Source organism: Paraburkholderia sp., from assembly GCF_036488505.1.
Classification (GTDB): Bacteria; Pseudomonadota; Gammaproteobacteria; order Burkholderiales; family Burkholderiaceae; genus Paraburkholderia.
Genome location: NZ_DASXHN010000374.1, coordinates 1 through 20,632 on the forward strand (window position 1 = coordinate 1; position 20,632 = coordinate 20,632).

The 20,632-nt window shown below is 67.2% G+C and carries 20 protein-coding genes; 9 read left to right on the top strand and 11 right to left on the bottom strand.

Going from position 1 to position 20,632, the window contains the following annotated elements:
- From VGH68_RS21915 to VGH68_RS21950, 8 genes are all read right to left on the bottom strand, one after another.
- Positions 1 to 440, bottom strand: a 440-nt coding sequence (locus tag VGH68_RS21915) for an MBL fold metallo-hydrolase (protein WP_331605808.1), incomplete at its 3' end; no start/stop codon positions are given.
- Positions 437 to 1,450 carry an alpha/beta fold hydrolase gene (locus VGH68_RS21920; protein ID WP_331605809.1) on the bottom strand — a complete coding sequence of 338 codons (1,014 nt, stop codon included), beginning with the start codon at positions 1,448 to 1,450 and terminating at the stop codon, positions 437 to 439. The genes VGH68_RS21915 and VGH68_RS21920, both read right to left, overlap by 4 nt.
- Positions 1,447 to 2,043: a cytochrome b gene (locus tag VGH68_RS21925; protein WP_331605810.1), complete on the bottom strand. Its 597-nt coding sequence runs from the start codon at positions 2,041 to 2,043 to the stop codon at positions 1,447 to 1,449. The genes VGH68_RS21920 and VGH68_RS21925 overlap by 4 nt, the downstream gene beginning before the upstream one ends.
- A 21-nt stretch (positions 2,044 to 2,064) precedes the next feature.
- Positions 2,065 to 2,907, bottom strand: coding sequence for a formylmethanofuran dehydrogenase subunit C (locus VGH68_RS21930; protein WP_331605811.1), 843 nt, complete (start codon positions 2,905 to 2,907; stop codon positions 2,065 to 2,067).
- Positions 2,904 to 3,863 carry a formylmethanofuran--tetrahydromethanopterin N-formyltransferase gene (gene fhcD / locus VGH68_RS21935; RefSeq protein WP_331605834.1) on the bottom strand — a complete coding sequence of 320 codons (960 nt, stop codon included), beginning with the start codon at positions 3,861 to 3,863 and terminating at the stop codon, positions 2,904 to 2,906. Before fhcD ends, VGH68_RS21930 begins: the two co-directional genes overlap by 4 nt.
- A gap of 34 nt (positions 3,864 to 3,897) precedes the next feature.
- A complete protein-coding gene (locus VGH68_RS21940; protein ID WP_331605812.1) occupies positions 3,898 to 5,598 on the bottom strand; it encodes a formylmethanofuran dehydrogenase subunit A in 1,701 nt (566 codons plus the stop codon).
- Positions 5,595 to 7,034, bottom strand: a complete 1,440-nt coding sequence (locus VGH68_RS21945) for a formylmethanofuran dehydrogenase (protein ID WP_331605813.1) — start codon at positions 7,032 to 7,034, stop codon at positions 5,595 to 5,597. Before VGH68_RS21945 ends, VGH68_RS21940 begins: the two co-directional genes overlap by 4 nt.
- A gap of 261 nt (positions 7,035 to 7,295) precedes the next feature.
- Complete coding sequence (locus VGH68_RS21950) at positions 7,296 to 8,084, bottom strand: HisA/HisF-related TIM barrel protein (protein WP_331605814.1); 789 nt, start codon at positions 8,082 to 8,084, stop codon at positions 7,296 to 7,298.
- Between the two features lie 14 nt (positions 8,085 to 8,098).
- Between VGH68_RS21950 and VGH68_RS21955 the strand changes: the two genes are divergently transcribed.
- The 3 genes from VGH68_RS21955 to VGH68_RS21965 all read left to right on the top strand — a co-directional run bounded on the left by VGH68_RS21955 (position 8,099) and on the right by VGH68_RS21965 (position 11,172).
- Positions 8,099 to 9,157 carry an ATP-grasp domain-containing protein gene (locus VGH68_RS21955; protein WP_331605815.1) on the top strand — a complete coding sequence of 353 codons (1,059 nt, stop codon included), beginning with the start codon at positions 8,099 to 8,101 and terminating at the stop codon, positions 9,155 to 9,157.
- A 179-nt stretch (positions 9,158 to 9,336) separates the two neighbouring features.
- Positions 9,337 to 10,458, top strand: coding sequence for a hydantoinase/oxoprolinase family protein (locus VGH68_RS21960; protein ID WP_331605816.1), 1,122 nt, complete (start codon positions 9,337 to 9,339; stop codon positions 10,456 to 10,458).
- 123 nt (positions 10,459 to 10,581) lie between these two features.
- Positions 10,582 to 11,172, top strand: a complete 591-nt coding sequence (locus VGH68_RS21965) for an aspartate kinase (protein WP_331605817.1) — start codon at positions 10,582 to 10,584, stop codon at positions 11,170 to 11,172.
- Positions 11,173 to 11,244: 72 nt separating this feature from the next.
- Here the strand turns inward: VGH68_RS21965 and VGH68_RS21970 are convergent, their stop codons facing one another.
- From VGH68_RS21970 to pqqA, 3 genes are all read right to left on the bottom strand, one after another.
- Positions 11,245 to 11,988: a (5-formylfuran-3-yl)methyl phosphate synthase gene (locus VGH68_RS21970; RefSeq protein WP_331605818.1), complete on the bottom strand. Its 744-nt coding sequence runs from the start codon at positions 11,986 to 11,988 to the stop codon at positions 11,245 to 11,247.
- An 18-nt stretch (positions 11,989 to 12,006) separates the two neighbouring features.
- Complete coding sequence (locus tag VGH68_RS21975; RefSeq protein ID WP_331605819.1) at positions 12,007 to 12,606, bottom strand: DUF447 domain-containing protein; 600 nt, start codon at positions 12,604 to 12,606, stop codon at positions 12,007 to 12,009.
- Positions 12,607 to 12,703: 97 nt separating this feature from the next.
- Positions 12,704 to 12,856 (bottom strand): pyrroloquinoline quinone precursor peptide PqqA, encoded by a 153-nt coding sequence (pqqA, locus tag VGH68_RS21980; RefSeq protein ID WP_331605820.1) that lies wholly within the window; start codon positions 12,854 to 12,856, stop codon positions 12,704 to 12,706.
- A 406-nt stretch (positions 12,857 to 13,262) separates the two neighbouring features.
- Between pqqA and VGH68_RS21985 the strand changes: the two genes are divergently transcribed.
- The 6 genes from VGH68_RS21985 to tkt all read left to right on the top strand — a co-directional run bounded on the left by VGH68_RS21985 (position 13,263) and on the right by tkt (position 20,614).
- Positions 13,263 to 14,762: a ribulose-bisphosphate carboxylase large subunit gene (locus tag VGH68_RS21985; protein WP_331605821.1), complete on the top strand. Its 1,500-nt coding sequence runs from the start codon at positions 13,263 to 13,265 to the stop codon at positions 14,760 to 14,762.
- Between the two features lie 120 nt (positions 14,763 to 14,882).
- Positions 14,883 to 15,311: a ribulose bisphosphate carboxylase small subunit gene (locus VGH68_RS21990; protein WP_331605822.1), complete on the top strand. Its 429-nt coding sequence runs from the start codon at positions 14,883 to 14,885 to the stop codon at positions 15,309 to 15,311.
- Between the two features lie 76 nt (positions 15,312 to 15,387).
- Complete coding sequence (gene cbbX / locus VGH68_RS21995) at positions 15,388 to 16,428, top strand: CbbX protein (RefSeq protein ID WP_331605823.1); 1,041 nt, start codon at positions 15,388 to 15,390, stop codon at positions 16,426 to 16,428.
- 40 nt (positions 16,429 to 16,468) lie between these two features.
- Positions 16,469 to 17,572: a class 1 fructose-bisphosphatase gene (locus tag VGH68_RS22000; protein ID WP_331605824.1), complete on the top strand. Its 1,104-nt coding sequence runs from the start codon at positions 16,469 to 16,471 to the stop codon at positions 17,570 to 17,572.
- Positions 17,573 to 17,638: 66 nt separating this feature from the next.
- Entirely contained in the window at positions 17,639 to 18,511 is an 873-nt protein-coding gene (locus VGH68_RS22005) for a phosphoribulokinase (protein WP_331605825.1), read from the top strand.
- Positions 18,512 to 18,562: 51 nt separating this feature from the next.
- Entirely contained in the window at positions 18,563 to 20,614 is a 2,052-nt protein-coding gene (gene tkt / locus VGH68_RS22010; protein WP_331605826.1) for a transketolase, read from the top strand.
- Positions 20,615 to 20,632 lie beyond the last annotated feature (18 nt).

Below are 20,632 nucleotides of genomic sequence, written 5' to 3' on the forward strand. Positions count from 1 at the left end.
AGCGGCGCGCCGTCGAGCGCGATGCGGCGATGCTCGACGCCGCAGTAGTGCGACAGGATCGGCGCGACCGGAAAGCCGGAGCACAGGTCCTGCCACACCGCATCGGTTGCATAGAGCGGCAACGGTGTGTCGCGCTCGCGCAGCATCAGCAGGCCGGTCACGTGATCGATCTGCGCGTCGATCACGAGCACGGCGGCGATGCCGCTGTCGCGTGTGCGACGCGCGGGCTGCAATTCGGGATTCGCGGCGATCTGCGCGAGCAGATCGGGCGACGCATTGACGAGCAGCCAGTCCTCGCCGTTCGCGCTGACCGCGATCGACGACTGCGTGCGGCGCGTCGCGTTCAGCGTGCCGTGGCGCACGCCGTCGCAATTGCGGCAGTTGCAGTTCCATTGCGGAAAGCCGCCCCCCGCCGATGAACCGAGCACCTTGATTTTCATGCCGCGCGACGCATGCTGCGCCCCTCCTGATCGGTCGAGATAAACATCGCGGCGAGCGCGTGCGCGACGCTTGCATGCAGCGCAGGGTCGCTCGCCAGATGACCCGCGCGTACCAATTCGACCTGCGCGGCGGGCACCGCGCGCAACAGCCGGCGCGCATTGGCCGGCGGACAAACCGGATCGCGCGAGCCGTGGATCGCGCCAAGCGGCACGCCCGCCGCCGCCGCGCGGCGGGCCAACGACAACAGACGCGTTTCGCCGAGCCAGCAGCGATGCGCGAGGTAATGCGCCTGAATCCGGTATTTGCCGATCAGCTTGCGGGCATCGCGTCGCGAGCCGGATGCGCGTCGCTGCGCGCTGAATGGCACCGGGCCACCCGGCGAGGCGCTCGCGAGCACCGCGCTTTCATACCCACGCCAGGCCAGCGCGAGCGCGCGTTGCCGGGGTTCGTTCGCACCGTATTGCAGCGTGGCGGCGCAACGCGCGGCGAGCCTGGCGGGCTGCTCGCACAGCGCAGCGTCGCGCAGCTTCGCCCATGTGCGCGGCGCGCGTCGGCGCGATGTGATGAACAATCCGCGCACTTCCCGTGCGGAGGCGAGAAACAAGCCGCGCATCACGACGCCTGTCACCGCTTGCGGACACTGCCCCGCATACGCGAGCGCGAGCGCCGCGCCCCATGATCCGCCGAGCACGCCCCAGCGCGCGATACCGAGTCGCGAACGAATCGCTTCCAGATCGGCGATCAGGTAGTCGGTGCGGTTGTGGCGCACACTGCCGTGCGGCGTCGACGCACCGGTGCCGCGCTGATCGACCAGCACGACGCGAAAGCGGCTGAGGTCGAATAGCCGCAACGCACCCGGCTGACTGCCGCTGCCGGGGCCGCCATGCAGCACCACGATCGGCACGCCGTCGCGCGCGCCGGCCACCGCGTACCACACCCGATGACCGTCGCGGGTGCGCAGCGTCGCCGCTTCGAGCGGCGGGTTTGGCGCCGATGTGCGCAGCGTCATGGCAGCATCCTCGCGAGCAGGTTGTCGCGGTCGATCCACTGATGCTTGAGCGCGCCGGCCACGTGCAGCACGATCAGCGCGATCAGCGCGTAGCCGATGACCTGATGAATACCGAAGAAAAGCTCGCGCAGATGCGGGTCGTCCCAGCCCCACTTCGGCAGCGGGATGCCCCAGAAGCGGGTGCCGTAGCGGTTGAACGACGAGCCGAGATAACCGGCCAGCGGCATCGCCACCATGCCCACGTATAAAAGACCCTGCGTAGTGCGCGCGGCGGCGCGTTGCCACGCTGGCATCGGCGGCAGCGGCGGCCGGTGAAGGACCGACCGCGCCCCGATGCGCAGAAGCACCAGCAGGAAAACCGTCATGCCGAGCGACTTGTGCAGATTGATCAACGTCGATTTGATCGGCAAACCCTTCGGCAATCCGACCATATAGAGCCCGAGGCCGAGCATGCCGATGATCCCGAGCGCGATCAGCCAGTGCAGCACGATCAGCTGGCCCGCATAGCGCCCGGCACTAGCGCCGGCGCTGGCGCTGTCGCCAGCGCTCGCTGCGATGTCAGGCTTCAGATCCGGCGCATCCGTTGTTGTCATGCGTGTCTCCTGACTGGCGCCTTAGCCGGCGATCAGTATTTCGCCTCGGCCGTCGACCGCGAGGTCGCCCGTATAACGGGCGGGCAAGCGGTTCGCGCGCCACTGCGAAAACGGCGCGATTTCCGCCGCGAGATGGCGCACGAGCAATGACCAGAATACGTCGAAACCGTGCCCGCCGCCGACGAATGTGGCCGGCCAGTGTGCGGGCCGCCGCGCGAGCAGCAAGGTGCCGCGCCTCATTCCATAAGCGTAGTGCGCGCCGAGTTGGCCCGCGACGCCGACGGTGCCCGCCACCAGCCGCGACGCGGCGAAGTCGCCCGCATCGCCGCCGACCAGCACGAGGCCGCGGCGCATCCGGTCGCCGAGTCGCGCGCCCGCGTTGCCGTGGATCGTCAGCGTGCCGCCGGTCATCCCTTCCATGTCGCCGGCCAGCGCGCCGGCGGCGAAATCGCCGCTGTTGCCGCGCACCGTCAGGCGCCCGCCGCGCATTTCGCAGCCGGTGAAGTGGCCGGCGTCGCCGTCGATCCGCAGCACGCCGCCGCTCATCCGGAAGCCGCTATGGTCGCCGGTCGATCCGTGCACGGCAAGGTAGCCGCCGTCCATCTCCGCACCGACGCGATCGAGCCATTGCACAGAGCCGTCGATCACCAGCGTCGGTGTGCCGTCGCCCGCCTGCGCTGGTGTTGTATCGCCGCGCAGTACGTCGAATAGATCGCCGGCCATGCAACGGTCGTTGCCGGCCGGCAGTACGATGCGCTCAATGTCGGCGATGCTCATCGCCGCCAGCGCAAGCGGCCGCAGCGCGGCGGCGTCGACGCGAAAGCCCGGTGGCGTCTTCACGCGCAAGGTCGTCGTCGTGCTCATGCGAGGCTCCCGTCGAGGCCCGCCGCCAGCTCGTGCAGATGGAAGTGATACGGCCCGAGCTTGCCACCGTAGTTGCCTGCCGAGATCCGCAGCATGCCGGCCGGGCGGCCGAGCTCGCAGGCCGCGGCGATGCCGGCCGTCATCGCCGCGCCGACATCGGCGTCGGTGAGCCCGTCGATCACGATCTCGAGCACGCAGCCCACTTCCGCGCTCAGTTCGCTGCGCGGCGACAGACCGCTCAGGCTGGGGCAGAACGCGTCGTTGGTCGACGCGATCGCGCCCGCGTATTTCGAGCCGACTTTCGACCCCGAGCGGACGATGCCGCCCGGGAACGGCATGATCACGTTCGGCAGCCGGCGCATCGCCGCGACAGCGGCTTCGGTGGCCGCGAGCGCGGCGTCGAGGTCGCGCGCGAGCAGCAGCAGGTTGCCACCGCCGACCGCTTTGACCGTGGCCGCCGTGTCTTCGCAGACGAACTCGCCGTCCATCACCGGTACGCGCCAGTAACGGGTGTCGCCGATCATCTTCGCGATCTGCCAGCCATCGCCGAAAAAGCGCAGTCCACTGCCGAGCGGCGCGCGATCGGACAGCGGCGCGCGGCTCGTGGCCGCATCGATGCCGCCGAACACGGCGGTGCTCGGGCACGTGAGCACGCATTGGCCGACGCGCCGGCCGATCTGTTTGGCCAGTTCCTTCGACGACACCGCGAACAGCAGCACCGCGACGCCGGGCCGGCCATCCGGTGTTTCGTCGGGCGTCAGCATGCGTTCGATGCCCGCTTCGCAGCCGCAGCCGATCACCGAGGTCGCGAAGCCCGTCAGCGAATTCGCCGCGTGCATCGCCCAGACCGGCGTGTGCGCGGTGATCAGCAGGCGGGTGGCCTTCATCGGAAACGCTTCCGCGAAGGTCGCGTCGATCGCGGTGCCGTTGATCTCGAGCGTGGCGGGCGCGGTCATCGTGGGCGGATCGGTTGGCATCGGTCGCTGGTGCTCAGTGGTGAGCCAGACATTCGACGGGCAACAGCCGCCCACCGCGACAGCAGCGGCAGATTTCGTCGTCGCTGATCGCCGCATGCGCGAAGTTGCTCGCGAGCTTCGTGTCGCTGTACGCGCGCAGCGTCTTTTCGATCGCACGGTCGAACTCGGGCGTGACGAAATGGATACCGCCAGTCGGCGTCGCGACGAGTGTGCCGTCGCGCGCGACCAGTTCGCCGTCCTTGAACACATAGGCGGGCGACGTGAACATCCGCTCGCGGTCCGGCTCGTCGCGGTACACGGCGATGTCCGCCGCCGCGCCCGCGCCGAGATGGCCGCGGTCGCGCAAGCCCAGCAGCCGCGCAGGACCGGCGCGCGTGATGATCGCGATCTCGTACAGCGAGAACTCGCGCGTTAATTCCGGCAAGGTGCTCGCGACCTGCGCTTCAGGGTGCAGCTTCGCCAGTTGCTCATCGCGAAACGACTTGTCCATGAGCAGGCGAATCAGATGCGGATAGCTGGTGAATGGGCCGCCGTTCGGATGATCGGTGGTCATCGCGACGCGCCACGGATCGTCGACCAGCAGGAAGATTTCCAGGCCGATGATCCATTGCAGCGCATTCACATAGCTTTGCTCGCGATAGCGGAACGGCACGACGCCGCAGCCCGCGTCGCATTCGATATCCCCGGCCACCCATTTGTGCGGCCGCGCGAGCGGGGCGTTGCGAAACTGCATCATCGTGTCACCCGAGGCCGTGACGGTCTGTCCAAAGATGATCTGGCCCACGTCGATCGACACGTTGGGCCGCGCGTTCACCGCATCGGCAATCTGCCGCGCACCCGACGAAAATTTTTGGGGCCCGTCGGTTCCATAGCTATGAAACTGGATATGCGTCAGATGAACCGGCAAGCCATCGGCGGCGTCCATCGTCGCAATCGTCGACGCAATGTTGCCGGGCACGCCGAGATTGCTCGCGTGCACATGCAGCGGATGCGGTACGCGCAGCTCGGTCAGCGCGCGCGACAGCGTATGCACGACTTCACGGGGCGTGATCCCGTAGTGCGTGTGCGGCTCGTCGACATTGAGTGAACGCTGGTTGAACTTGAATGCGGAGATGCCGCCGGGGTTCACCACCTTCACGCCGAGCGCCTTGCTCGCGTGAATCGTCCAGCCGACGTAATCGCGCAGCCGTTCGAAGTCGTCGCGCGCGGCCAGCATTTGCAGGAACAGTTCGTCGTTGCCGAGCATCACGTACGCACCGTGATCGATGATCGGCGTGTCGCCCATTTCGAGGTGCGTGTGGCGCGCGTTGGACGGCATCATCGCCGGTTCGAACGCGGCCGTGTAGCCCATCTCGGCATAGCGGTAGCCGGTCGCGAGGGTGCCGGGCGCGCACACGCCGCACGACGGCAGGCGCAGATAGCGGCCCGCGTCGTCTTGCACCGCTTCGTAGGCGGCGTCGCGCGGCGTGTCGGCACGATGGTCCTCGGGCAGCAGCAGGCGCGACAGGTTGGTCTTGCCGCCGCCGATATGCGAATGCAGATCGATGCCGCCCGCCATCACGATCATCCCGCTCGCGTCGTATTCACGATTGACCGGCGTATTCGCATCAACGTCGACGATGCGGCCGTCGCGGAAGGTCAAATCGCGGCGCTCGCCGTTCACGTTGTGAACCGGGTCGAAGATCGTGCCGCCTTTGAGTCGGACGAGGCTCATGCACGCGCCTCGCGCGCGGCCGGCCGCGCATTCGACTGCTCGCTCGACCGCTCACCGAGCCACTGATTCAACCGCTCATTCAACCGTGCCGCAATCGACGCAACGGTTTCCAGCGCGACCCCGCGCGCGGCGGCCAGCGGCATCACGACCGAACTGTCGACGCGAAACAGATGGCCGCCGCTATCTATGCCCGGCGTCGCGACCGGGATAAACACCGTGTTCGCGCCGCGCGCTTGCGCGGCATCGGCGAGTGCCGGATGGCCGAGCACGATCAACGGGATCTCGGGATCGAGCGATGCGGGCCACGCCTCCGGCACGAAGCTCGCGACCCATAGCAGCGCATCGATTTCTCGCGCGGCAAGCAGCCGGCTCGTGCGATAGCGGTGCGGATCGTAGTCGAGCGGCGCGGTATGCGCGATGCGCGCAGGCGTTGCTACGCGGGTGCGCAGCGGCAGGCCGGATAGCCAGGTCACCGTCTGGTTGACCGTCAATGCGCCGTCGTCGCCGCCGAGCGCGAGGCAGGCTGCGCGCGTCGTGCGGTTCACCGCCTTGACGATCCGGTTCAGCGCTTCGATCAGCAGCGCCGCGTGCGCGCCGGGCAGTGCGGCAGGTTCGTAGACGATCACCGCATAGCGCGACGACGCGATACGGGCTTGCAGCGATGCGAGCGTCACGGCCGTGCCGGTGTCGTCGCCTGGGCCGCCATCGTGTCGACTCAGCGTCGCCGCATCACGCCCTTCGTTGAGCGCCGACCATAGCGCGAGTGTGTCGTATGGCTCGGCGTCCGGCAGCAACGCTTCGGTGCGGGTCTGAGCGAAGCCTTCCGCCGCTGGGTCCACCGCACAGCCGACGAATACCAGTTCGCGTGCGATCTCGTTGCCTGCCAGCATGCGCGTGAAAAAGCGCGGATAACGCTGCGACGGCTGGCAGCCGAAGAACACCAGCAGGTCTGCGCGCGAGCGCACTTCGGACAGCGTCGTAAAGAACGAGCCGCGGTCCTGCAACGCGAGCGTCGCCGTAGTCAATGCATCGCCATGCAGATGATCGAGGATCGCCCCGCAAGCGGCGGCGAGCGGATAGAGCGCGCGGGCGCCGGCGACATCGGTCGCGAGCCCGCCGAACAGCGGGCGCCGCGCGCTCGCGAGTAGCTGCGCGGCACGCATGAGCGCCGCGTCGGTGTCGGCCTCGTTGCCGTCGACGATGCTGCCGCACTGCGCATCGGCCGCGCCGAATTGCGCGAGTGCGCCGGCGAGCCGCGCGCAATCGGTGTCCGGCACGCTGAGCGTGCCGTCGCCGGCTGCGTCGGCGCTGAGGTCGTCGCATAGCAGCGGGCAGAACGGGCAGACCCAGTCGCGCGTGATGGCCGCATCGCGCGAGCCGGTGAGGGCCGTTGCGCTCGTACTCGTAGGCGATGGATCATTCGGCGAAAGGTGCATGGCGCATTTTTAGCAAGCTCCATGCCGATTGCTATGACGATGCGGGCGCCAAGCATCGGCGCTGGGAGCCGATCACGCAGCACGGTCGTGCTGCTTCGCGTTTCAGCGGATCAGGAAATTGTTCGAGTGCGCGCGGACGAGTGTCGATCGGACGTGTGAGATGCGGGTTCGAAGGCCGCCGCGCCTCACAGGTTGTGTGCGGTGCTGGAGCAGAGTGTCACGCGAAATTCGTCCAGCTTGTCGTCCGCTTACATTCGCAGGTTACTTACCGCGTGGCATGGAAATTGTATGGCCAAGCGGGGAGGAACCCTGAGCGCATGCGTCGAGCTGTCGATCATGCAGCGCGGACGCGACCAGCCATGCAGTCGCGCCGGTGTCGGCCGCGGCGGCCATGTCGTCGTGATTGCGGACGCCGCCCGCGCCGATCACCGTGGTGTGCGCGGCGGCTTGCGCCCGGATGCGTAGGAAGCTGGCGAGGTCGGGACCTGCGTAGCTGCCCACCTGATCGAGCGTCATCGCGATCACGCGCGTCGGCCACCATGCCGATGAACGGTCGAGTTCGGCGGCTGTGAGCAGTTGGCCGGCGAGGTGATCGAGCGACAGGACCGGCGCGAGGCCGTCGGCCTGTGCGTCGCGCAGTGCATGGACATCGAGCAGCGACTCGGTGCCGAACACCGGCACGAGCGTCGCGAGGTGAGCGGCGGCGCCGTCATGCGGGCCGCTATGTCGGGCGATTGCATCGATGCGATCGAACAGCGTGCGCATCGATGCGTAGCCGGTGAAACCGGCATCGAGCCACAGCTCGATGCCGGGCAGCGCGGCGCGTAACGTGGCGAGCGCCGACGCATGCGCGCCGCGCCGCAGGATCGCGCCGAGGTCGGCGATATAGAGGGTGCTTGCGCCGCTGGCCTCGAGCAGCGCGCGGGCGATGGCAAGCGGCTCGCTGCCGGCGGCGAGACGGGACTGGATCGGCCGATAGGCGCTGCGTTGGCCGCGCACCGCGCGCACGACGTGGCCGTCGAGCAGATCGATAACCGGAATCACCTGCATGGGGGCGCTTTCCTTTGACCAAGATCTTCGTCTACGAGTATCTCACCGGCGGCGGCATCGATCCCGAGCTGGCCGGCGCCGGCAGTCTGGCCGACTTGAGCGCGCTGATCGTCGAAGGACGGCTGATGCGCGACGCGCTGGTCGCCGATCTGCGCGAACTCGACGGCGTGGACGTCACGTTCGCGACCTCGCGCTTCGAAACGCTCAACCCGGGCGACGCTCATTGTATGGCCGCGCCCGGCGAATCGATGACGGCTTTCGTGGCGCGCGCCGCGCGCGAACACGACTACGCGTGGATCATCGCGCCGGAATGCGACGGGCTGCTGCTGCGTTTCCATGATGCGGTCGGCACGGCGCGTTGGCTCGGCTGCGCGAAGGAGGCGATTCGCGTGACATCGAGCAAGAGCGCGACCGCGGCGTGCCTGGCCGCGCATGGAATCGCGACGACGCCCGCGCTGGAGCCGGGAGATCCCGGCGAGGTGGTCGCTGGCGAAGCGGACCGCTGGGTCGTCAAACCCGACGATGGCGCGGGCGGACTCGACACGGTCGTATTCGAGCGCTTCGCCGACGCCTGCGCCGACTACGACGCGCGCGCGGCGGCGGCGCGCAATCCGGTGCTGCAGGCTTGGGTCGACGGCGAGCCGTTGAGCCTGTCGCTGATCTGCCGCGACGGCGGCGCCGAACTCGTCAGCATCAATCGACAGCAGATCGGCCTGAGCGATGGCGACGCGCAGCACCACAACGCGCGGATCGTCGGATTCGACGGCGTGCTGGTCGATCAGATCGATCGTCTGAGCGACCAGGGCCGCGTGCTGCACGCGCTCGCGCAGCGTGTCGCGCGCGCGATACCGGGCTTGCGCGGCTTTGCCGGTATCGACGTGGTGTGGCATCCGCGCCGCGGGCCGGTGGTGATCGAGGTGAATCCGCGTCTGACGGTCGCTTATGCGGGGCTTTCCGCGGCGCGCGGCGGCGAACTGGCGTGCGCGTTGCTGGACGCGCATGGCGTGCGTGTGCAGCGACCCGCGACAGCCCGTATGGATGCATTGCAGCGGGCTTCCGAGGTGCGGCCTTGAACACGAAAGCGGGTCACGGGATGGCGAACGGAACCGCGAATGGAGCGGCGAACGGCACTGCAAACGGCACTGCAAACGGCACTGCGAAAGGAGCGGCAAACGGAGCGGCGAACGGAGCGGCAAACGGAGCGGCAAACGGCACTGCAAACGGAGCGGCAAACGGCACTTCAAACGACGCAGTGGCGGTGTTCGGCTGGGACGTCGGTGGCGCGCATGTGAAGGTCTCGCTGGCCGACGGCGCCGGCGCGGTGCGCGATGTCGCGCAGTGGGCGTGTCCGTTATGGCAGGGGCTCGACCATCTGGAGCATACGATCAGCCTTGTGTTCGAGCGCTGGCCGCTGGCCCGCACCGCCACCGCCCAACACGCGGTGACGATGACCGGTGAGATGGTCGATCTGTTCGCGGATCGCGCGGATGGCGTGCGCGCGATCGTCGCGACGCTCGCGCGGCGGCTCGGCGCGCAATCGAGCGTGCAGTCGCCCTCGCCGTTGCCCTGGCAGTTGCGTTTTTATGCGGGCGACACCGGCTGGCTCGCCGCCGATGCGTGCGCGGCGCGCTGGCGTGACGTCGCATCGGCGAACTGGCTCGCTACCGCAAACTGGGTGTCCACCCGGGTGGCGGACGCGGTGCTGATCGATATCGGCAGCACGACCACCGACATCATTCCGATCGTCGGCGGCCGGGTGGCCGCGCGCGCCGCGACCGATGCCGGCCGCCTCGCGACAGGCGAACTCGTGTATCAGGGCGTGGTGCGCACGCCGTTGTGCGGGGTCGCGCATCGCATTGAATTCGCTGGCGCCGCGCTCAACGTGATGAACGAATGGTTTGCGACGAGCGCCGACGTGTACCGGCTGACCGGCGAACTGTACCCGCTGCACGACGTGCAGCCGAGTGCCGACCACGGACCGAAGACGCCGGCGGGGAGCCGCGCGCGGATCGCGCGCATGATCGGCCATGACGCGCACGACGCGTCCGATGGCGAATGGCTGTGTTTCGCGCAGCGCTGGCGCGCGCTGCAGCTACGCGAAATCGGCGCGAACCTGGCGCGCGTGGTGGCTGCGCATCCGGCGCTCGTTGCCGCGCCGCTGGTGGGTGCCGGCTGTGGGCGGTTCCTGGTCACCGCGCTCGCGCGTGACGAGGCGCGCGGCTATATCGACTTCGGTGCGCTGGCCGGCGCGCCGGACGAATGCGCCGGGTGGGCGGCGACGTGCGCGCCGAGCGTGGCCGTCGCGTTGCTGGCGGCGCGCGAGCCGCGGATTGCGCGGCATGGCGAGCGCCGTGCGGCGTCGCACCGGCCGTGAACGGACGCATGGAGCAACGCATGAACGGACGCATGAAGGAATAAGCGCAATGGCAAATGTGCACGCGGTTTGAAACATGACGGAACCCAGCCGGGCACTCAACTGGACGCGAGGACAACAGTCATGTGGGTGGTCAAGATCGGAGGCAGTCTGAGTCACGACCCGGCGTTGCGCCACTGGCTGCGCGAACTCTGCGAAGTCGGCGGCGGGCGGGTTGTGATCGTGCCCGGCGGCGGCGATTTCGCGGACAAGGTGCGGCAATACCAGGCCGAATGGCGTTTCGACGATCTCGCCGCGCACAACATGTGTCTGCTCGCGATGACGCAATACGCGCTGCTGATGCAGGGGCTGGAACCCGACCTGATGCTTGCGTCGAGCGAGGCCAAGATTCGCCGTACGTTGCGCGACGGCCACGTCGCCGTCTGGGTGCCGACCGCGCTGATGCGCGAGACGCCCGACGCGATGAGCAACTGGGACACGACCTCGGACAGCCTCGCCGCATGGCTGTCGAAGATGCTCAACGCGGAGCGGCTGATCGTCGTGAAGTCCTGCCCGATCGCCGCGGACGACCCGTTGGAAACACTCGCTGCGGCGGGCGTGGTCGACGGCAAATTCGTCGATCACGTGATCGACGCGAACTACGTGGTCGAACTGTTCGACAAGAACAACGTTGCGCTGATGCGCGACCGCCTGCTGAATATCCCGGTTGCCTGATCAATTGCAGGATGCACGCGATCGGCGGGATCCACGCGCGGCGAACGGACGCGTTGGACGCGTGCCGCTGCATCATTGGCGCGCGGTATCTCCGAGGCCCGGGGCGGTCGCATCACCGCCCGCGCCGCGTCCGCCAACCGGCCGATGCAACGCGCTGACCCACTGCGCGACGCGCTCGGGATCCAGCCGCGAGCGCCTGCCATCGCTGCACAGCGCGGTGCGAAAGCCGGCCACGTCGGGCGCGAGCGCGCGGATCTGCTCCAACTGCGCCCAGCCGAGCGCGCCGGCGATGCCCACCATCGCGCCGCGTTGGCGCGCGATCCGCAGCCAGCGCGCGAGCGTATCGACGTCGACGTGATCGAACAGCGTGCCGCCGTCCTTGCTCGCGGTATCGAACATCACACCGGCAAAGCCGAGCGCGGCGGTGTAAGCGACCAGTTCGTCGTCCATCCCGCCGTCGCATAACAGCACCGGCACGACCGTGGCCGGCAAACCGGCAAGCTGCTCGATGCAGCGTCGCGCGGCCGGTCCGCGCGCGACGCCGACTTTCACATAATCGACGCCCGCGTCGCTGACCTCGATCACGCGCGTCGCGATCTCGTCGGATGCGTCGGCCGGCATGTCGCCGATCGCCGCGCTGATCGGCTTGACCGGGTAGCGCGCGCGCAACTGCCGGGCGATGTTCGCGATATCGCCGATCGCGAGGCCGCCGAGCGCGCCGTCGTTCGGCTCCTTCAGGTCGATCAGTTCGGCGCCCGCGCGAGCGGCGTCGAATGCTTCGTCGTCCGAGCGGACGCTCGCGAGCAATGCGGTCATCGGGGTTCTCCGGAAAGACTAGTGGTGTAGCGCGGCGGCGTGCCCGCTGGACGACGTTTGAACGTTCGCCCGATGCCGCGCGACCGCGGCGACGAGCCAGCCCCATGCGGTGCGCTCGCTGTCGCCGGCAGTTTTGTCGATCGCGATCTGCAGATACGCCATTTCGCTGTCGACTTTCTCGGCCGGCAGCATGAAGAGCCGGCTCACCAGAATCGCGCCTTCGACCACCGCCGACTGCGCGCGGTTGAAGCCCGCGAACGGCGCATGGTTTTCGCGGTGCACGCATTTCATGTAGAGCAGCGGGCGCTGCGGGTCGTCGCGCAGTTCGTCGAGTTCCAGCTCGGCATGCGCGAGCGATTCGGCGAGCCGCACGCTTGCGACGCGGCTCGCGGCCACGGTCGGCCATTCGGTTGCACAGTGCGTGACGCAGCCCGCGAAGATGCGCACGTCGGTGGTGAAATTCAGAACCGCCGCACGCGACGCGACAATGTTATCGAGCGTCTGGGATGGGCGAAAGGGGGAGAGGATGATGCGCTCACCCTCGTGGCGCACGCCCATCGGCGCGATATGTGGACGGCCATCGCACGCTGCCGTGGTAACGATCGTTTCGTTGATCATTGGGATCGCGTGTCCTGACTGCGCCGAAAGGCCGGCCGGTTAGCTGATGAAAACGAAGAACCGCAGAGGGGCCGCGGCGTGCGGCCCGGTTGCGGGCTTAACGCGTAGCGACATACATCACGATTTCAAATCCGAGGCGTACGTCGGTGTAGCTTGGGGTAGTCCATTGCATACGTGCTTCCTCCACAGGTTGAAAACAGCGTTGCGCCGCCGGCCCGCCGGCATGCCGGGTTGCGACGGCAGCCGGCATGACGCAAGCTCCATGCCCACGCGTGCCGCCGGCACGATACGACGGGGCGGGTCCGGCTGGCAATACAGCGCCTGCCGAATTGCGCCGTCACGACGATCGCGCGGCTTACCAGACGAAAGCCGCCGCGCGGTGTGGCGAAAACGAAGCAAAGTGTTTCATCGCCAACCGTGGCACCCGGTAGGCGTTGTTACGCGTCGATCGCATCGCCGTACCGACCATTCTGCGCCTAATCCCGTCGCGCGTCATGAGAGCGCGCATCACGATGTGCAAGCGGGGCGCAGCAATAACGGATACGTTAAGTCTGCCAAATGAAATCGTGAATTCCCCTTCGCGGCGTGGCTGCCTACAGTGCAACACAAGCGCTTCGTTTTTCCGGCAGCGCGCTTGCCACCTTCGAGGACACGTCATGAACGATTTCAGTCAACCGGCGCTCGAGCCGCAACACAACCAGCGTAATCCGCGCAATCCTCGCGAGCGGTACGCGGCGGGTGTCATGAAATACCGCGAGATGGGTTACTGGCAACCGGACTACGAGCCGAAGGAAACCGATGTGATCGCGCTCTTTCGCATCACGCCGCAACCCGGTGTCGAGCCGGAGGAAGCGGCGGCCGCGGTCGCGGGTGAATCGTCGACCGCGACGTGGACGGTCGTATGGACCGACCGGCTCACCGCGTGCGACATGTATCGCGCGAAGGCGTATCGCGTCGAGCCGGTGCCGGTATCGCGCGCCGACGAGCCGCAGTACTTCGCGTACATCGCTTACGAACTCGATCTGTTCGAAGAAGGATCGGTCGCGAACCTGACCGCATCGATCATCGGCAACGTGTTCGGCTTCAAGCCGCTCAAAGCGTTGCGGCTCGAAGACATGCGTATCCCCGTTGCTTATCTGAAGACCTTCCAGGGGCCGCCGACCGGCATCGTGGTCGAGCGCGAACGGCTCGACAAATATGGACGGCCGCTGCTCGGCGCGACGGTAAAGCCGAAGCTCGGGCTGTCGGGCAAGAACTATGGGCGCGTGGTCTACGAGGGCCTGCGCGGCGGACTCGATTTTCTGAAGGACGACGAGAACATCAACTCGCAGGCGTTCATGCATTGGCGCGACCGCTTCCTGTTTTCGATGGATGCGGTGAACCGCGCGCAGGCCGAAACCGGCGAGCTCAAGGGGCACTACATGAACGTGACCGCCGGCACGATGGAAGACATGTACGAGCGCGCCGAATTCGCGAAGGAACTCGGCTCCTGCATCGTGATGATCGACCTCGTGATCGGCTGGACCGCGATCCAGTCGATGTCGCGCTGGGCCCGCAAGAACGACATGATCCTGCATCTGCATCGCGCCGGCCATGGCACGTACACGCGGCAACGCAACCACGGCATCTCGTTTCGCGTGATCGCCAAATGGCTGCGCATGGCGGGCGTCGATCATGCGCACGCGGGCACCGCGGTCGGCAAGCTCGAAGGCGATCCGCTGTCCGTGCAGGGCTATTACAACGTGTGCCGCGACGCGCACAACGCGGTCGATCTGTCGCGCGGAATCTTCTTCGACCAGCCGTGGGCCGGCTTGCGCAAGGTGATGCCGGTGGCCTCGGGCGGGATTCACGCCGGGCAGATGCATCAACTGCTCGATCTGTTCGGCGACGACGCGATCCTGCAGTTCGGCGGCGGCACGATCGGTCATCCGGGCGGCATCCAGGCCGGCGCGACCGCGAACCGTGTCGCGCTCGAAGCGATGGTGAAAGCGCGCAACGAAGGCCGCGACATCGCCAACGAAGGGCCCGACATACTCGAAGCCGCCGCGCGCTGGTGTACGCCGCTCAAGCAGGCGCTCGATACCTGGCGCGACGTGACCTTCAACTATGCGTCCACCGATACCCCCGATTTCGCCGTGACGCCGACGGCGGCCTGAGCTTCATCGACTAGCGGCATCGGCTGCCGCTTCGCCAGCCAATTGCGACGTGGTGCAACGGCACCGCGCGAGGCACTGTTGACGCCGCTCCGAACGCGACATTCATCAACGAGGTTCGTCATGCGCATTACACAAGGAACGTTCTCCTTTCTGCCCGAGCTGACCGACGAGGAAATCGGCTTGCAGATCGACTATGCATTGCGCCAAGGCTGGGCATGTTCGGTCGAATTCACCGACGACCCGCATCCGCGCAACACGTACTGGGAGATGTGGGGACTGCCGATGTTCGATCTGCATGACGCGGCCGGCGTGTTGCAGGAAGTCAAAGCGTGCCGCGAAGCGCGTGCGCAGTACTACATCAAGGTCAATGCGTTCGATTCGGTGCGCACCTTCGAGACGATGCGGCTGTCGTTCATCGTCAACCGGCCGGACGTGGAGCCGGGCTTCCGTCTGTCGCGCCAGGACGCGCCAGGGCGCACGCAGCGCTACAGCATGTCGAGCTATGCGGGCGACCGGCCAGCGGGCCAACGCTACGGCGCGGCCAGCTAGCAGCAGCGAAATCCATCGCCAGGCGATTCGCGACGGTCCACGCGGGAACCGGCCCGGCGAATCGCAAGGAGGAACAATGACAGACGATGCTGCCATCGCGGACGCCATCTCGCCGTCCGCCGCGCAAACCGCTGACGCAGGTTCGCCGCCAACCGGCGACGCGCGGCAAGACAGGCCCCAGGTCGATCTTGCCGCGCTGTATCGCGACTCCGGCATCGGCGACGTGCTCGCCGAACTCGATCGCGATCTGGTCGGGCTCGCGCCGGTCAAGACCCGCATCCGCGAGGTCGCCGCGCATCTGCTGGTGGAACGCGCGCGCGCTTCGCTCGGCCTCGCCGGTGGCGCGCCGACGCTGCATATGTGCTTCTCCGGCAATCCCGGCACCGGCAAGACGACCGTCGCGCTGCGCATGGCCGAGGTGCTGCACCGGCTCGGCTATATCCGCCGCAATCATCTGGTGTCGGTCACGCGCGACGATCTGGTCGGCCAGTACATCGGTCACACCGCGCCGAAAACGCGCGATGTACTGAAGCGCGCGATGGGCGGCGTGCTGTTCATCGACGAGGCGTATTACCTGTATCGCCCGGAAAACGAGCGCGACTACGGGCAGGAAGCGATCGAGATCCTGTTGCAGACGATGGAGAACCAGCGCAGCGACCTGGTGGTGATCCTGGCCGGCTACGCGTCGCGGATGGATGTGTTCTTCGAGAGCAATCCGGGGTTCCGTTCGCGTATCGCGCATCACATTACCTTTCCCGACTACAGCGAAGCGGAATTGGTGGAGATCGCCGCGCGCATGCTCGGCACGATGCATTACCGGTTCGACGCCGCGTCGCAACGCGCGTTCGCCGACTACCTGGCGCGGCGCATCCGGCAGCCGAATTTCGCCAATGCGCGCTCGGTGCGCAACGCGCTCGACCGCGCGCGGCTGCGCCAGGCGAACCGTTTGTTCGCGAGCGCATTGCAAGGCGGCCCACCGATCGATGCCGCCACGCTGACGCGGATCGACGCCACGGACGTGCGCGCGAGCCGCGTGTTCGACGAGCCGGCGCCGCCGCCATCGCCAGCTTCGCCGTCGTCATCCAACGCGCGCGCCGACGCTGCGCCGCCGGGCTGAGCCAGCACACCGCGTCACGACATCATCCAGGGAGAACGCCATGCAGGACGGACGCACGACACTTTCGAAATTCCTGATCGACACGCTCGACCGTCAGCCCTGCGGCGCGGGTCAGTCCGAGACGGCGGGGCTGTCCGCGCTGCTGATCGACGTGGCGGCCGCGATCAAAACGATCTCGGCGGTACTGACAAAAGGCGCGCTAGGCGGCAACTACGGCAGTGCGCAAACCGTCAACACGCACGGCGACGAGCAGAAGAAGCTCGACGTCGCGACCAACGAGATCTTCGTGCAGCAATGCGAGTGGGACGGCTTGCTCGCGGCGATGGTGTCGGAGGAAATGGAGGACGTGTACGCGATTCCGTCCGCTTATCCGCGCGGCGATTATCTGCTTGCGTTCGATCCGCTCGACGGCTCGTCGAATATCGACATCAACGGTGTGGTCGGTTCGATCTTCTCGGTGCTGCGCGTGCGCGACCGAGCGGAAGGCGCGGCCAGCGAAGCCGCTTTTTTGCGGCCCGGCTGCGAACAGGTCGCGGCGGGCTACGCGGTCTACGGACCCGCGACGATGCTGGTGCTAACGGTCGGCAACGGCACACACGGCTTCACGCTGGAGCGCGAGATCGGCAATTTCGTGCTGACGCATTCGAACATCCGCATTCCCGAAGACACCGCCGAATTCGCGATCAACGCATCGAACGAGCGCTTCTGGGAGCCGCCGGTGCGCCGCTATGTGCAGGAGTGCAAGGACGGGCGCAGCGGCTGTCGCGCGCGCGACTTCAACATGCGCTGGATCGCGTCGATGGTCGCGGAAGTGCATCGCATCCTGATGCGCGGCGGCGTGTTCATGTACCCGCGCGATTCGAAAACGCCCGCGATGGAAGGGCGTTTGCGCCTGCTCTACGAAGCGAACCCGATGAGCCTGCTGATCGAGCAGGCCGGTGGTCTGTCGATCACCGGGCGCGAGCGCATTCTCGACGTTCGCCCGCATTCGCTGCATGGACGCGTACCGGTGATCCTCGGCTCGAAGCACGAGGTCGAGCGCATCGCGCGCTATCACGGCGAATACGACCGTGGCGAGGACAAGCCCTTCAGCTCGCCGCTATTCGGCACACGCTCGCTGTTCCTGCCGGACTTTACGGCTTGACGCGCGCTCCAACAGGCCGGCGCGCAAAAGAAAGCGCACAGAACACAGTCATACGGAGACAAACGCATGTCAGTCAAACATCCGATCATCGCGGTGACCGGCTCGAGCGGCGCGGGCACCACCACCGTCATGAAGAGCTTCACGCATATCTTCCGGCGCGAGCACATCAACGCGCAGATCGTCGAAGGCGACGCGTTCCATCGCTATGACCGCAACGGCATGCGCGCGGCGATGCAGGAGCGCGAGCGCGACGGCGTGCCGAATTTCAGCCACTTCGGCCCCGAAGCGAATCTGCTGGAAGAGCTGGAGGCGCTCTTCACGAGCTACGGCGAAAGCGGCGGCGGACAGTTTCGCCACTATGTACACGATGCCGGCGAAGCCCAGCTCTATAAACAGGACGGCGGCACCTTCACGCCGTGGGAGGACGTCGCGCCGAACACCGACCTGATGTTCTACGAAGGGCTGCACGGCGCGGCCGTGACCGACAAGGTCGATATCGCGCGGCATGCGGATCTGCTGATCGGCGTCGTGCCGACCATCAACCTCGAATGGATTCAGAAGCTGCACCGCGACCAGACGATGCGCGGTTACACGCACGAAGCGGTGGTCGACACGATCTTGCGGCGCATGCCGGACTACGTGAACTACATCTGCCCGCAGTTCTCGCGTACGCACGTAAATTTTCAGCGCGTGCCGACCGTGGACACGTCGAATCCGTTTATCGCCCGTGAGATTCCGCAACCCGACGAGAGCTTCGTCGTGATCCGCTTCGCGCGGCCGAAGGGGATCGACTTCCAGTACCTGCTGACGATGCTGCACGACTCGTTCATGTCGCGGCCGAATGTGATCGTCGTGCCGGGCGGCAAGATGGGGCTCGCGATGCAACTGATCTTCACGCCGATGATTCTGCAACTGATCGACCGGCGCTCGCGCGCTTGAGCGATACGCGGCCGATGCCAGGCTTGATTTGATTTCGCAAGGAGAGATTCGATGAGTGCAGTTGCTCAGACGCTTGCCGAGCCCGCCACCCGTTCGATGGCGAACGCGCTGCGGATGCTCGCGATCGACGCGGTGGAAGCGGCGAAATCCGGGCATCCCGGCATGCCGCTCGGCATGGCCGAGATTGCCGTCGCGTTGTGGGACCGGCATCTGAAGCACAACCCGCGCAATCCGGCGTGGCCCGACCGCGACCGCTTCGTCCTGTCGAACGGACATGGGTCGATGCTGCTGTATGGGCTGTTGCATCTGAGCGGCTACGACCTGCCGATCGACGAGTTGAAGCGCTTTCGCCAGTTGCACGGCAAGACGCCGGGGCATCCGGAGGTCGGCGTGACGCCAGGCGTCGAAACGACCACCGGACCGCTTGGCCAGGGGCTCGCGAACGGCGTCGGCATGGCGCTCGCCGAAGCGCTGCTCGCGCGCGAATTCAACCGCCCCGGCCATCGGATCGTCGATCACCGCACGTACGTGTTCGCCGGTGACGGTTGTCTGATGGAAGGCATCTCGCACGAAGCGGCATCGCTCGCGGGCACACTGAAGCTCGACAAGCTGACCGTGCTGTACGACGACAACGGTATCTCGATCGATGGCCACGTCGCGCAGTGGTTCGCCGACGACACGCCCGCGCGCTTCGCGGCTTACGGCTGGCATGTGGTGCGCGACGTGGACGGCCACGACGCCATTTCGGTCGATCGCGCGTTGCACGCGGCGCGCGCGGCGGGCCGGCCGTCGCTGATCTGCTGCCGCACGGTGATCGGCCAGGGCGCGCCGTCGAAGGCTGGCACGCACGATGTGCACGGCGCACCGCTCGGCGCCGACGAAGTCGAGCGCACGCGTCGCGCGCTCGGCTGGCCGCATCCACCGTTCGTGATTCCGGACGCGGTCCGCGCGCGCTTCGACGCGAGCGAGCGGGGCGCGGCCGCCGAAGCCGACTGGCGCGCGCGTTTGGACGCGTACCGCCAGTGCTATCCGGCCGAAGCCGCCGAATTCGAGCGGCGCATCCAGGGCAAGCTGCCCGCGCATTGGCACGACGCGGTGCGCGCGCTGCTGCGCGACGCGGATGTCGCCGCTGAATCGGTGGCGACGCGCAAGGCATCGCAGAAGGCGATCGCCGCACTCGCGCGCAGCCTGCCGGAGATGCTCGGCGGCTCCGCCGATCTGACCGGCTCGAACCTGACCGACTGGCCCGGCGCGGTCGATGTTCGCACCGACGGCGCCGCGCTGCGCGGCGGCAACTACTTGCACTACGGCGTGCGCGAGTTCGGCATGAGCGCGGTGATGAATGGCATCGCGCTGCATCGCGGCTATCTGCCGTTCGGCGGCACCTTCCTCACGTTCTCCGACTATTCGCGCAACGCGTTGCGGATGGCCGCGCTGATGAAAACGCGCTCGATCTTCGTGTTCACGCACGACTCGATCGGTCTCGGCGAAGACGGCCCGACCCATCAGCCGGTCGAACACGCGGCGAGTCTGCGGCTGATTCCGGGGCTGGACGTCTGGCGTCCGTGCGACACGGTCGAGACCGCGCAGGCATGGGTCAGCGCGGTCGAGCGGGGCGGCGCTTCGTGTCTGTTGCTGAGCCGGCAGAACCTGCCGTTCGTCACGCGTTCGGCCGCGCAGATCGGCGAGATCGCGCGAGGCGGTTATGTGTTGCGCGACTGGGCGCCCCACGCCCCGCGCGAACAAGCGGTGCGCATCGTGCTGATCGCGACCGGCTCCGAGGTCGCGCTTGCACTCGATGCGCTCGCGCCGCTCGCGGCTGCCGGCATTGCCGCGCGCGTCGTGTCGATGCCGTCCACCAGCGTGTTCGACCGGCAGCCGCACGCGTGGCGCGACGCAGTGCTGCCGCCGGGCGTGCCGCGCGTCGCGATCGAAGCGGGCGTGCGCGCGTTCTGGCGGCAATACGTCGGACTCGAAGGCGGCGTGGTCGGCATCGATACGTTCGGCGAATCGGCCCCGGCCGCCGCGTTGTTCGAGCATTTCAAGCTGAACACGCAGGCGCTGGTCGACGAAGCGTGCCGCGTTGCACAGCGCGCTCGCTGAGCGTCGCTGCGCCCGGCC

Excerpts from the sequence above, each read along its gene's own strand:
- VGH68_RS21920 (WP_331605809.1), bottom strand. The coding sequence starts at position 1,450 with ATGACGCTGCGCACATCGGCGCCAAACCCGCCGCTCGAAGCGGCGACG.
- VGH68_RS21925 (WP_331605810.1), bottom strand. The coding sequence starts at position 2,043 with ATGACAACAACGGATGCGCCGGATCTGAAGCCTGACATCGCAGCGAGC.
- VGH68_RS21930 (WP_331605811.1), bottom strand. The coding sequence starts at position 2,907 with ATGAGCACGACGACGACCTTGCGCGTGAAGACGCCACCGGGCTTTCGC.
- fhcD (WP_331605834.1), bottom strand. The coding sequence starts at position 3,863 with ATGACCGCGCCCGCCACGCTCGAGATCAACGGCACCGCGATCGACGCG.
- VGH68_RS21940 (WP_331605812.1), bottom strand. The coding sequence starts at position 5,598 with ATGAGCCTCGTCCGACTCAAAGGCGGCACGATCTTCGACCCGGTTCAC.
- VGH68_RS21945 (WP_331605813.1), bottom strand. The coding sequence starts at position 7,034 with ATGCACCTTTCGCCGAATGATCCATCGCCTACGAGTACGAGCGCAACG.
- VGH68_RS21950 (WP_331605814.1), bottom strand. The coding sequence starts at position 8,084 with ATGCAGGTGATTCCGGTTATCGATCTGCTCGACGGCCACGTCGTGCGC.
- VGH68_RS21965 (WP_331605817.1), top strand. The coding sequence starts at position 10,582 with ATGTGGGTGGTCAAGATCGGAGGCAGTCTGAGTCACGACCCGGCGTTG.
- VGH68_RS21970 (WP_331605818.1), bottom strand. The coding sequence starts at position 11,988 with ATGACCGCATTGCTCGCGAGCGTCCGCTCGGACGACGAAGCATTCGAC.
- VGH68_RS21975 (WP_331605819.1), bottom strand. The coding sequence starts at position 12,606 with ATGATCAACGAAACGATCGTTACCACGGCAGCGTGCGATGGCCGTCCA.
- pqqA (WP_331605820.1), bottom strand. The coding sequence starts at position 12,856 with ATGCCGGCTGCCGTCGCAACCCGGCATGCCGGCGGGCCGGCGGCGCAA.
- VGH68_RS21985 (WP_331605821.1), top strand. The coding sequence starts at position 13,263 with ATGAACGATTTCAGTCAACCGGCGCTCGAGCCGCAACACAACCAGCGT.
- VGH68_RS21990 (WP_331605822.1), top strand. The coding sequence starts at position 14,883 with ATGCGCATTACACAAGGAACGTTCTCCTTTCTGCCCGAGCTGACCGAC.
- cbbX (WP_331605823.1), top strand. The coding sequence starts at position 15,388 with ATGACAGACGATGCTGCCATCGCGGACGCCATCTCGCCGTCCGCCGCG.
- VGH68_RS22000 (WP_331605824.1), top strand. The coding sequence starts at position 16,469 with ATGCAGGACGGACGCACGACACTTTCGAAATTCCTGATCGACACGCTC.
- VGH68_RS22005 (WP_331605825.1), top strand. The coding sequence starts at position 17,639 with ATGTCAGTCAAACATCCGATCATCGCGGTGACCGGCTCGAGCGGCGCG.
- tkt (WP_331605826.1), top strand. The coding sequence starts at position 18,563 with ATGAGTGCAGTTGCTCAGACGCTTGCCGAGCCCGCCACCCGTTCGATG.